General features: G+C 40.9%; 12 protein-coding genes. 11 read left to right on the forward strand and 1 reads right to left on the reverse strand.

The annotated features are described in order from the left end of the window. Nucleotides 1-70 precede the first annotated feature (70 nt). From FFM67_RS08145 to FFM67_RS08160, 4 genes are all read left to right on the forward strand, one after another. Nucleotides 71-847 carry a TatD family hydrolase gene (locus FFM67_RS08145; RefSeq protein ID WP_137614079.1) on the forward strand — a complete coding sequence of 259 codons (777 nt, stop codon included), beginning with the start codon at nucleotides 71-73 and terminating at the stop codon, nucleotides 845-847. Continuing rightward, entirely contained in the window at nucleotides 840-1,406 is a 567-nt protein-coding gene (gene rnmV / locus FFM67_RS08150; RefSeq protein WP_137614080.1) for a ribonuclease M5, read from the forward strand. Before FFM67_RS08145 ends, rnmV begins: the two co-directional genes overlap by 8 nt. After that, nucleotides 1,403-2,287, forward strand: coding sequence for a 16S rRNA (adenine(1518)-N(6)/adenine(1519)-N(6))-dimethyltransferase RsmA (gene rsmA / locus FFM67_RS08155; RefSeq protein ID WP_137614081.1), 885 nt, complete (start codon nucleotides 1,403-1,405; stop codon nucleotides 2,285-2,287). The genes rnmV and rsmA overlap by 4 nt, the downstream gene beginning before the upstream one ends. A 108-nt stretch (nucleotides 2,288-2,395) precedes the next feature. Further along, a complete protein-coding gene (locus FFM67_RS08160) occupies nucleotides 2,396-3,556 on the forward strand; it encodes a DUF3089 domain-containing protein (protein WP_137614082.1) in 1,161 nt (386 codons plus the stop codon). 187 nt (nucleotides 3,557-3,743) lie between these two features. Here the strand turns inward: FFM67_RS08160 and FFM67_RS08165 are convergent, their stop codons facing one another. Further along, a complete protein-coding gene (locus tag FFM67_RS08165) occupies nucleotides 3,744-4,562 on the reverse strand; it encodes a MurR/RpiR family transcriptional regulator (protein ID WP_137614083.1) in 819 nt (272 codons plus the stop codon). Nucleotides 4,563-4,707: 145 nt separating this feature from the next. On the opposite strand from FFM67_RS08165, the gene FFM67_RS08170 reads away from it, so the two are divergent. The 7 genes from FFM67_RS08170 to FFM67_RS08200 all read left to right on the forward strand — a co-directional run bounded on the left by FFM67_RS08170 (nucleotide 4,708) and on the right by FFM67_RS08200 (nucleotide 11,883). Beyond that, the gene (locus tag FFM67_RS08170; RefSeq protein WP_137614084.1) at nucleotides 4,708-5,391 is read left to right on the forward strand and encodes an N-acetylmannosamine-6-phosphate 2-epimerase; all 684 of its coding nucleotides are present in this window, start codon (nucleotides 4,708-4,710) and stop codon (nucleotides 5,389-5,391) included. Nucleotides 5,392-5,404: 13 nt separating this feature from the next. Continuing rightward, nucleotides 5,405-6,907, forward strand: a complete 1,503-nt coding sequence (locus FFM67_RS08175; protein WP_137614085.1) for a PTS transporter subunit EIIC — start codon at nucleotides 5,405-5,407, stop codon at nucleotides 6,905-6,907. A 17-nt stretch (nucleotides 6,908-6,924) separates the two neighbouring features. Then, the gene (locus FFM67_RS08180; protein ID WP_137614086.1) at nucleotides 6,925-7,392 is read left to right on the forward strand and encodes a PTS sugar transporter subunit IIA; all 468 of its coding nucleotides are present in this window, start codon (nucleotides 6,925-6,927) and stop codon (nucleotides 7,390-7,392) included. 691 nt (nucleotides 7,393-8,083) lie between these two features. Further along, entirely contained in the window at nucleotides 8,084-9,028 is a 945-nt protein-coding gene (trhO, locus tag FFM67_RS08185) for an oxygen-dependent tRNA uridine(34) hydroxylase TrhO (protein ID WP_137614087.1), read from the forward strand. Between the two features lie 101 nt (nucleotides 9,029-9,129). After that, nucleotides 9,130-9,741 carry a hypothetical protein gene (locus tag FFM67_RS08190; protein ID WP_137614088.1) on the forward strand — a complete coding sequence of 204 codons (612 nt, stop codon included), beginning with the start codon at nucleotides 9,130-9,132 and terminating at the stop codon, nucleotides 9,739-9,741. Nucleotides 9,742-9,910: 169 nt separating this feature from the next. Further along, on the forward strand, nucleotides 9,911-10,606 hold the full coding sequence (locus tag FFM67_RS08195) for a winged helix-turn-helix domain-containing protein (RefSeq protein WP_137614089.1): 696 nt from the start codon (nucleotides 9,911-9,913) through the stop codon (nucleotides 10,604-10,606). A 110-nt stretch (nucleotides 10,607-10,716) separates the two neighbouring features. Continuing rightward, nucleotides 10,717-11,883 carry a glycoside hydrolase family 3 protein gene (locus FFM67_RS08200; RefSeq protein WP_174784472.1) on the forward strand — a complete coding sequence of 389 codons (1,167 nt, stop codon included), beginning with the start codon at nucleotides 10,717-10,719 and terminating at the stop codon, nucleotides 11,881-11,883. Nucleotides 11,884-11,925: the final 42 nt, after the last annotated feature.

Here is an 11,925-nt window from a genome sequence, read left to right on the forward strand (position 1 = left end):
TAGGCGTACGAGGAAAGTAAATTTAAGGGATACTTCACGCTTAAGCGAAGTATCAGCAGGAGGAATATCAATGATTTTTGATTCTCATACCCATTTGAATGCGGAGCAATTTGACGCGGAGATTCCAGAAACGGTGGAACGTGCCCGGGAATTAGGGGTAACAGAGATGGCAGTCGTAGGGTTTGATACACCGACGATCGAAAAAAGTTTGGCTTTGAATAAAGAATATGACGGAATCTATTCGATTATCGGCTGGCACCCCACAGAAGCGGGGAGTTACACGAAGGCAATTGAGGAAGATTTAATCGAAAAATTAACACTGCCTAAAGTGGTGGCGTTAGGAGAAATCGGCTTGGATTACCATTGGATGGAAGATCCAAAAGAAGTACAAGCCAAAGTCTTTCGTCGTCAGATCGCCATTGCTAAAGAAATGAAGCTGCCGATCAGTATCCATACCCGCGAAGCACTGGAGGATACGTATAAAATCTTAAAAGAAGAAGACATTCGCGAGATTGGCGGAATCATGCACAGCTTCAGCGGCAGCAGTGAATGGGCAGAACGCTTCTTAGATTTAGGGATGCATGTTTCTTTTTCTGGTGTTGTGACCTTTAAAAAAGCTTTAGATGTGCAAGAAGCGGCGACCGTTGTGCCGATGGATAAATTACTCGTCGAAACCGATGCGCCTTATTTAGCGCCGATGCCTTACCGCGGCAAGCGTAATGAACCGGGCTATACCCGTTATGTGGTGGAAAAAATCGCCGAGTTACGGAATGTACCGATGGAAGAAGTCGCTCGCCAAACGACTGAGAACGCTCATCGTTTGTTTAGGATCAATGCCCATGACTAAAGAGAGAATTGAAGAAATCATTGTTGTGGAAGGCAAAGACGATACAAAACGCCTAAAGGAAGTTTTTGAAGTCGATACGATTGAGACTCGCGGGTCGGCGATTGACGAGACAATTTTGGAACAGATTGAGCATGCCCAAGAGACTCGCGGCGTGATTGTCTTCACTGACCCAGATTTTTCCGGTGAAAAGATTCGCAAGACGATTATGGAGGTCATTCCTGATGCTCAGCATGCTTTCTTGTCCCGAAGAATGGCCACGCCCCAAAAGCGAGGAGCCAGTCTGGGGGTCGAGCATGCCAGTGATGAAGCCCTCATTGAAGCATTGAAAAAAGTGGTGACGCCTGCCGCTAGTACGGAGGAACCAAAAATTGCTAGACAAACGTTGCTGGATTATGGTTTAATAGCGGGAGCTCAAGCCCGTGAACGCCGCGAGCGTCTAGGTGAGGAACTGAAGATTGGCTATACAAACGCGAAACAACTAGAAAAACGGTTGGCGATGTTTCGGATCACCGAAGCCCAGCTCCGTGAGGCCATGAAGAAAGTCGAGGAAACCGCTTGAATAAATACAAAGACATCGCAACGCCTTCTCGAACGCAAGAAATCCTAAAAAAACACGGATTTTCTTTCAAGAAGAGTCTTGGTCAAAATTTTTTGACTGAACCGAATATTTTACAAAAAATCGTCGCTACCGCTGAGATCGATGAACAGACGAACGTGATCGAAGTTGGTCCCGGTATTGGTGCATTGACGGAGCATTTAGCTCGGGCTGCCCACCAAGTGTTAGCCTTTGAGATCGATGACCGCTTGATTCCAGTTTTAGCGGATACGTTAAGCCCCTATGACAATGTTAAGGTCGTTCATAATGATATTTTGAAAGTGAATTTGCAGCAAGAAACGGCTTATTTTGATCAGGAAGGTCCAATCAAAGTCGTAGCGAACTTACCTTATTACATTACAACACCTATCATGATGCATATTTTGGCCTCTGATTTAGCGATTGCTGAGATGGTCGTCATGATGCAGCGAGAAGTCGCTGATCGCATCTCTGCTAAACCAGGGACGAAAGCTTATGGCTCGCTATCAATCGCCGTCCAATATTATATGGAGGCCAGCACAGCCTTTATCGTACCGAAAACGGTCTTCATTCCTCAACCGAATGTGGATTCTGCAATTTTACGTTTAGTTCGCCGGGAGACACCAGCAGTAGCTGTGAAAAATGAAAAAGAATTTTTCAAATTAACCAAGTCAGCTTTTGTTTTACGACGAAAAACTCTTTGGAATAATTTGTTGAACACGTATGGCAAAGATGAAGCGACCCGCGCATGGCTGGAAACCAGCCTGCAGCAGGCAGAGATTGATCCCAAGCGTCGTGGTGAAACCCTTTCGTTGGAAGAATTTGCTCGCTTATCGAATGCTCTAGAGATGAATAAAGAAAAATAAAAAGAGCTGCGGCTCTTTTTGTTTTTTCATTAAATCTACACGAAATTTGTCAAACAAAACCCAACTCCCCTATAATAGAAGTAGTAAATTTGTTTTTTGGAGGATACGATGGAAAAATTCTTAATTGGATTGTTAGTTGTAGCAGTATTAGGCGCCGGCGGCTATTACGCTTACACTACCATGAATAAAAATGAGGAACCAAAGCAAGAAACGCGGAAAACCTCAATTAAAGTCAAAGAACCAGAAAAGTCTGGAGAAACAATTCAAGCCAGCGATTACAGTAAGGCCAATAATTGGTTAGCTGAACCAACAGAGATCACTAGTCAAGCCGATGTTTTCATGCTTTATACGACGGCTTACGCGCAAAAAAATAAAAATACTTCGCCAATTGCTAAAATTGATAACGACAGTATGCGGGCCGGAGCTCAAGTTTTCTTAGCCAGTCAAGGGTCTGCCTTTGAAACAAGCGGCAATATTTTTGCTCCCTATTACCGTCAATTAGACGCCAATTGGTTGCTTTCAAAATCGAAAGAAGAACAAAACCAATATGTGGATGGTGTGCCAAAAGCCGATGTGATGGCGGCCTTTGATTATTACATCAAACACAAAAACAATAACCGTCCCTTTATTTTAGTCGGTCATTCTCAAGGGGCGCGACTAATCAAGTCGATCATGTATGACTATTTCAAAAAGAATCCCGGCGTCAGCAACCGGATGATCGCCGCCTACGTGTTAGGCCAATCCGTTACCCAGCAAGAGATGAATGATAACCCGCAAGTTAAATTCGCGATGGGACCAGATGATACTGGAGTAGTGGTTTCTTACAATACCGTTGCCCCTGATTTTACTGGAGAGTTGCCGACCTGGGATCAAGGAGCGTTGGCGATTAACCCAATTAATTGGAGAACAGATGCCACACCAGCAACGGCAGCAGAAAATCTCGGCTCCTATATCCGCAATGATTCAGGTGATTATACTAAGGTCATGAATTTTGCCGATGCAACCGTGGATCCAGCTAGAGGCTTAGTTATCAGCTCGATCGCTGATAAAGCCAAATACGAGATGCCTGAAAGTACTCGGAAGCTGTATCCATCAGGCTCATACTTGAACAATGACATCAGTTTTTATTATTACAACTTGCAGCAAAATGCTGAAAATCGTGAAGCGCAATATTTTGCGACGCACCCACAACCATCAGCACAAACGCCAGATGCAAATCAGCCGGTTCAAGAAGATCAGCAAGCCACGGATCCAAATCAACAACAATAAAAACAAGGAACCGTCTATCGAAAGGTAGGCGGTTCCTTGTTTTTTATTGAAAAATATAGAGCAGCAATAGAAATTTTTAGTGCTATGAAAATTCCAGTACTGCCATGTCATCACTTTTACAGATTTCCACGACCAAACCATCGTAGAAAAAGTTAGTTTCCCATCTCCATCTTCCTGAAGAAAGGCTTCAATCTAAGCCTTTGTCTAAAATGGAACGCAAAACAGTTTCTCTTAATTCAATGGAATCTACATTGTTTTCTATTTCATAGCTTTGGATCAGTAAATCACATAGATACAATTGAGAAATTTTTCCTGCCAATGAAGCACCATCTAAAAATTCTTCAATAGCAGTTTGCAAAACAACATCGGCTAGTTGTGCAATGGGTGAAAGTTGATAATTGGTAATAGCGATGACTTTTGCCTTATTTTTTTTGGCGACATTTAAGGAAGCATAAGTATCTTTAGTTCTTCCTGAAAGTGAAAAACCGATCACCAGATCTTTTTCAGTTAACAAGGAAGCCACTTGCGCTTGGAAATGGGGGTCGATGATAGAGCGAGACTGAACTCCTACACGCAAGAACATCGCCTCGAGGTCATTTCCACTGTTGCCGCTTGAACCAACTCCGAAGATATAGATTTGGTGTGCTTCCGTAATGAATTGAACCGCTTGTTTGAGCTTTTCACTATCTAAAAGTTGATTTGTCGCTTTTAAGGCACTATTGATTGTCTTCGTCCGCTGATCAAATAGATCAGATGGTTGCGACTCCTCCTGGTGTTTGCTGAAATCCTCTTTAGCAATAGCGATTTTTAAATCAGAAAACCCGGAAAAACCGATTTTTTGGCAAAAACGAATAATCGTACCATCACCAACATTTGTCGCCTCGCGGATGTCACTCATCGTATTGTAAACAATTTTTTCCCCACTAGAGAGAATATAGTCTGCAATTTTTTTTTCAGATTTTGTTAAAGTTGAGTATTTTTCTTGGATCGTATAAGTAATGGTCATATTTTCTCCTTTGAACACTAAGTTATCATAATGAATTATACGTCAAAAAAAAATTTTTTTCAGTTTCTATTTACATTTCTGAAAGCGCATGCTATATTTTTGGAGTAATAATCCAAAAATATTTAAAAACGGAGTGAAGTGGAGCGTGGAGAGAAAAGAATTTTTGAACGCTGTGGCAGGTGGGTTAATCGTTTCTTGTCAAGCATTGCCAGGAGAACCGCTATATACAACTGAAGGAGGCATTATGCCTTTGATGGCATTGGCGGCTGAAGAAGCGGGTGCAGTTGGGATTCGGGCTAATACGGTGAGAGATATTCTACAGATCAAAGAAAAAGTGACCGTGCCAATTATTGGAATTATTAAACAGACGTATCCTAATTCCGAGGTATTTATTACGCCAACGATGAAAGAAGTTGATGCATTAGTTGCTGCTAATGTGGAAGTCATTGCACTTGATTGTACGTTGCGTCAAAGACCAGATAACCAAACGATTAATCAATTTATTGAACAAGTTAAGAAAAAGTATCCGAAACAATTATTGATGGCGGACATTGCGACGTACGAAGAAGGAATTAATGCTTGGGAAGCAGGGATAGATTTCATTGGCACAACACTAGTAGGGTATACCGAGGAATCAACTTTATCGACCATCGAGCTGGTGAAAGCACTCGTTCAAGCAGACGTCTCAGTGATCGCAGAAGGACGTATCCATACTCCGGAAGAAGCGAAAAAAATGCAAGAACTAGGGGCTGCGGGGATTGTTGTTGGCGGTGCTATAACACGACCAAAGGAGATCGCGACACGCTTTATCCAATCATTGACAAAATAAGGAGGAGAAGAAGATGTTTAAAAAGTTTTCACAGTTAGGGCGAGCATTTATGTTGCCGATTGCTATCTTGCCGGCAGCCGGGTTATTACTGGGGCTTGGAGGTGCGCTGACGAATGAAAGTGCAGTTGCAGCCTATCCATTCTTGAATCAACCGTGGTTGCAAACGATTTTAAGTGTCATGAGTTTTGCAGGTAATGCAGTTTTCGCTAATCTGGCATTAATTTTTGCGATCGGGATTGCCGTAGGGCTAGCAAAAGGCGACAAGGGGACTGCTGGTTTAGCTGGGGGCGTAGCATTTTTGGTTTATACAGCCACCATCAGTGGACTACTGGAATTATTTTCTGCTAAAGATGCTAGTATTGACACCGGAGTTGTTGGGTCAATCGTTGTTGGTGGGACTGTGGCTTTCTTGCATAATCGCTATCGAAAAATTGAGCTGCCACAATTTCTAGGTTTCTTTGGTGGATCGCGTTTTATTCCAATCGTTTCATCCTTTAGCGCGATTGCGATTGGTTGTGTGTTCTATCTAATTTGGCCACCAATCCAAAATGGGTTAGTTGTTGTGGGACACCAAGTGGCACAAATGGGGAGTATTGGGACATTCTTTTATGGATTTTTACTGCGTCTAACGGGCGCGGTTGGGTTGCACCATACGATTTATCCGATGTTTTGGTATACCTCTTTGGGTGGCGTAGAAACGGTTGCAGGAAACTCGATCTCAGGAGCACAAAATATTTTCTTTGCCCAGTTAGCGGATTCTAGTCACACTGGATTGTTTACTTATGGCACACGCTTCTTTGCTGGTCGTTTTGCTACGATGATGTTTGGATTACCAGCTGCTTGTTTTGCGATGTATCGTGCAATTCCAAAAGAAAATCGCAAAAAAAATGGTGGTTTATACTTTAGTGGAGCATTGACTTCTTTCCTAACAGGAATCACGGAACCAATTGAGTATATGTTCTTATTCGTCGCTCCTTGGTTATATGTAATCCATGCTTTCTTAGATGGTTTGTCTTTCTACTTTGCAGATATCCTAAATATTCGGATCGGAAATTCTTTTTCTGGTGGTTTGATTGATTTCTTATTGTTTGGGGTTTTACAAGGGAATGATAAAACCAACTGGTTAAAAGTTCTTCCTTTTGGAATTGCTTGGGCCATTATTTATTTCTTCGTCTTCAGTTTCTTTATTAAGAAATTTCGGGTGGCTATTCCGGGAATGGAAAACGAGGAGGATATCTCAGTCGAAGCAGATAATTCAGGTTCCAAAACGTTACAAGAAGAAGCGTGGCAAATCATTGAAGCCTTGGGTGGTGATCAAAATATTGAGACCGTTACAGCCTGTGCAACACGTCTGAGAGTAGCTGTAAAACAGGGGGATCAAGTTCAAAAAGCAGAGTTTAAACGACTTGGCGCAACTGCTGTTTTTGAAGTCCAAGGTGGTATTCAGGCTGTCTTTGGAGGAAAAGCGGATTTGTTTAGTCAAGAAATTAATCAGTTACTGGGTCACGATGATTAGTAAGGGGAGGTGTAGTCGTGTTTGATTTTCTTAAAAAGAAAAAGTATGGGAACGTTTTTGCTCCTGTGGATGGAAACTACATTCCATTAAAAGAGGTGAATGATCCTGTGTTTTCTCAAAAAATGATGGGGGAAGGTTTTGGGATACAGCCTACTTCGTCAGAAATATATGCACCGATCAAAGGAACCATTACTACCATTTTTCAAACCAAACATGCGATTGGACTAACTGGCGCATCAGGAGAAGAAGTCTTGCTTCATATAGGTATAGACACAGTTGAATTAGCAGGAAAGCCTTTCGAGGTCTTTGTTAAAATAGGACAAACGGTAGACGAAAACACCGTATTAGTTCGAGTAAATTTCGCAGAAATTCGAGATGCGGGTAAATCAGAGATCGTTCTAACCTTATTTACTAATGGTACTAAAAGTTACGATGGATTAGAAAAAAGTCAGGTCAAACATGGAGAAGTATTAAATGAAAGATGAAAATGGCTTTTGAGTGGATCTTTTTTCTAATTAAGAAGATCCAGGATCAACCGAGCTGCCCATTTTGGGGTGCTTGTCAAGGCAGTAGATCGTGAGGTCACTGCAAAATAAGGTGGTAATGTATCACTATGCCTTAGACGTCTTGTCGGATGTCTAAGGTTTTTTTATTCATGTAGTTATCAATTAGAATTGTCCAGGAAAATATAAATAAAGGAGCGGATTTCATGAGTAAGATTCCATTGCTGGTTTGAATGAAGTCACCGTGTTTGATTTTCAAACGATAGCTTTTTAGATTACTACCGAGGCGCAAGGGACTTCGTTAGTGGCGAATTATCGTTCCATTCGCAGCATCCTTTTTAGAGCATGTCAAATTTCCCAACAAGTAAGTCGCAGAAGCGTGGGCGAAGTAGATGATCTCGGGGATCCAACAGGGGGTCTTAGATTCATTAAGTCATCAGCACGGCATTTTTTTCACCCATGAAGGCAATAAAACTATCGAAAAAGAGCGCAATGAGTAAAACTAAAATTAGTTGTAGAGACGGTTAAGTAAGCTTAGTCTGATTAAAACTTTTCTCCCACTTAATAATTGGTGGAAATTTTTTCTTGTAAATAATTCCACAAGCATCTAGCTCGAAAAAACGATTCCCTTCTCCTATAGTAGTAATGAATGAAAGAAGCAGGAGGAACTATCATGGATTACCGTGTTTTACTTTATTATAACTATACAACGATTGCAGATCCTGAAGCATTTGCGAAGGAACATTTGGCTTTTTGTCAGAAACTTGGAATTAAAGGTCGGATTTTAGTCGCTCCAGAAGGCATCAATGGAACTTTATCTGGTACGAAAGCAGCGACCGATCAGTATATGGCTGTGATGCTAGCGGATGAACGTTTTAAAGATACTTATTTTAAAATTGACGAGAGTGACGGACATGCTTTTAAAAAATTATTCGTCCGCCCACGTAACGAATTAGTCGCCTTAAACTTAGAGGAAGACGTCGATCCTAGACAACTGACAGGAAACTATTTAGAGCCGCAAGCATTTAAACAAGCATTACTGGATGAGGAGACTGTAGTAATCGATGCTCGGAATGATTATGAATATGATCTGGGGCATTTTCGCGGAGCGATTCGTCCAGAGATTCATAATTTTCGAGAGTTGCCAGCTTGGATTCGTGAAAACAAAGAGCAACTGATGGATAAAAAAATTGTTACCTATTGTACAGGTGGGATTCGTTGCGAGAAATTTTCCGGCTGGTTATTGCGCGAAGGGTATGAAGATGTCGCGCAACTCCATGGCGGAATCGCAGCCTATGGTAAAAATGCGGAAACTAAGGGCGAGTTGTGGGATGGCAAAATGTATGTTTTTGATGAACGAATTAGTGTCGAAATCAATCAAGTGGATAAGACGATCGTCGGCAAGGAATGGTTCGACCAATCGCCGTGCGAGCGATATATCAATTGCAGCAATCCTGAATGCAATCGTCAAATGTTAGTTTCTGAGGAAAATGAGGCTAAATATTTAGGTGCTTGCTCATTAGCCTGTGCCAAACACGTAAAAAATCGTTACGTAAAAAAACATTCGCTAACTGAAGAAGAACGTTTGGAACGATTGTCAATAATTGAAAAACAATAGGAAATTTTCGAAAAAGTTCCATCCTTGTGTCTTGACACTTACTGTGATATGCACTAAACTAAAACACGAATAAAGTGTCTTGACAGTTCGAGGGGGATAAAATGAAAAATAATTCAGTTAGAAATTTAACGATTTCAGCGATGTTGATTGGTCTAGGAATCTTGATTCCAATGGTTATGCCGAAGATCATGATTCCACCAGCTTCATTTACATTGGCGAGTCATGTTCCTGTTTTTATTGCGATGTTCTTTTCGCCATTAGTTGCTGTTGCTGTGGTATTAGGGACTACCTTAGGATTTTTTATCTCAACGACCCCGATTATCGCTTTACGGGCATTCTCTCACATTATCTTTGCAGTGATTGGTGCAAAATATCTGCAAGCTCATCCTGAGATTGTATTGAAGAATGGAAAATTCACCTTAGCAAATGGTCGCTTCCAAGTCTTCAACCTAGTGATTGGTATTATTCATGCGGTGGCCGAAATGCTAGTTGTCTCAGCCTTTTATTTTATGGGCAATATGCCGGATACGTTCTATTCACAAGGCTATCTATATACCATTTTCGTATTGATGGGTGTCGGTGGATTGATCCATAGTTTGGTTGATTTTAACATCGCTTACTTTGTGGCAGGTGCGTTATACAAACAATTTAACTTGCCAATTTTTGAAAAAGCAGTGAAGCAAACAAAAGAATTGAATAAGATTACAGCTTAAACCGTGATAATAAATCACGGTTTTTCTTTATTCTAAAAATAAAAAAACGAAATAGTTAGGAATGTTCATAATTTTATTTAATATACTTTAAAAAAAGACCTTTTTTCCGCTTAAATTTAAGTTATATTTTATTCATAAGTATTATTGAGTAGAAAATGAGGGCGGATAGATGGTTCGAGTTTTAGTTTTGACCAAAAATATATTGGCGGAAGAAGGAATTACTAAGAAATTACAGCATCTAAACTATGAGGTTTTTTGTTCCACTAGTATTCTGGATGAATTGCAATCAAACGGACATATGCCTGAGTTAGTCAATTATTTTCCAATCATTATTATTGGTGAAACAATCTCCAGCTATGAAATGGAAATACTGTTGCCAAAGCTAAAAAAACATGGGCAACAGATTTTTCGTGAAATCGATCACCCGCTTAGCGAAGACGAAAAGAGCCAATTATTGAATCACGGACTAAGTGGTTATGTGCAAAGTAGCGATTCTATTGAATTATTACGGGAAAATCTAGCGGAGGTTATGGCCGGTTATCAAAATTATGAGCCAATTGAAGCTGAGGCCTGTTTTAAAAAAGAATCGAGAGGGCTTTCAGCGATGACCTTGATTAATTTATCTACGTTAGAACTGCAAGTGTTAGAGAAATTACGTAGTAAGCCAGGAGAGATTATTTCTCGTGACGAGTTATGCATGACGCTGTGGGGAAATGTTTCTCAATCTCGTTTAGCACAGCTTTCCTCGTTAGTGAAAAATATCAAATTAAAATTAGAAATTCTTGAAATAGACCAAGAATTAATACAGACAATTTGGGGCAAAGGCTATCGAGTGATGTCGGATCCAATTGTACAGAATAAATAGTGAGGTGTTGAAAAAGAAGCGTCCGCTTCTTTCTCAACACCTTTTGCATTTTTAGGAAATGAAACTATGCTAAAATGAACATTAGATACTTTATTAAGGAGCGGAAAATCGTGAAAAAAAGAATTTTTATGAGTGTACTACTGTTGTCAGCGATAGTTGCATTAGCTGCTTGCGGCAGTTCGGATACGAAAAAACCTACGGGAAGTGACTCTAAAGAAACAACTGAGACGTCTTCAAAAAAAGAGCAGACAAATGCTGCGGACAAAAAAAGTTCAGTGGAAGCGAAGGTCGATAAGCTGATGGAAAAAATGACATTAGAAGAAAAGGTTGGGCAGTTATTTTTGGCTCGCGTTCCTGAGCAAAATCAAATCGCGGATATTGAAAATTATCATTTAGGCGGTTATTTATTATTTGATCGGGATATGGAAGGCAAAGGTCAGAGTGAATTAAAGCAAACGATCGCAAGCTATCAAGCTGCCAGTAAGACCCCAATGTTTATCGCTTCAGATGAAGAAGGCGGGACGGTCAGCCGTTTGAGCCGTAACCAAATTGTGACACCAGCTTTTGCTAGTCCCCAGGCGATCTATCAGAAGGAAGGCTGGGATGGGATCACTAAAGATATTGAGCATAAAGCTCAAATCTTTAAAGAGCTAGGTATTCAATTAGGCATGTTCCCCGACGCAGATGTGTCCACGGATCCTCAATCGTTTATTTATGATCGGACGATCGGAATGGATGCGGAAGGGACAAGCAAATATGTAAGCCTGAGTGTCGCAGAAATGAAGAAACAAAAAATTGGTTCTACCTTGAAACATTTCCCGGGATACGGCAATAATCGTGATTCTCATGTAGAAATCGTGACGGATGATCGTCCAATCGATGAACTACGGAAAAATGACTTTGTCCCTTTTGAAGCAGGAATCAAAGCAGGAGCCGACAGTATCATGGTTTCGCATAATATTATCCAGGCCATCGATGGTAATCGGCCAGCGTCTATTTCAAAGTCTGTTCATGATACGATCCGGAACGAGCTGGGGTTTAAAGGCGTCATTATGACGGACGATATGGACATGGCTGGTCTGGCGAATTTCATTTCTCAGGATGAAGCAGGCTTGCAGGCATTGCAGGCGGGGAATGACTTGGTGTTATCTTCTAGTTACAGTACGCAAATTCCTTATATTTTAGAGGCCATTAAAAAAGGGGAATACAGTGAACAGCAGCTGGATCAATCATTAGAACGCTTATTAACGTGGAAAGCTGAACTTGGTGTCATTTAACCATCAATTTTTTCAAAAAAATTTTTCAGGAGGTTTTTCTAT

The sequence above is a fragment of the Enterococcus viikkiensis genome, assembly GCF_005405345.1.
Classification (GTDB): Bacteria; Bacillota; Bacilli; order Lactobacillales; family Enterococcaceae; genus Enterococcus_A; species Enterococcus_A viikkiensis.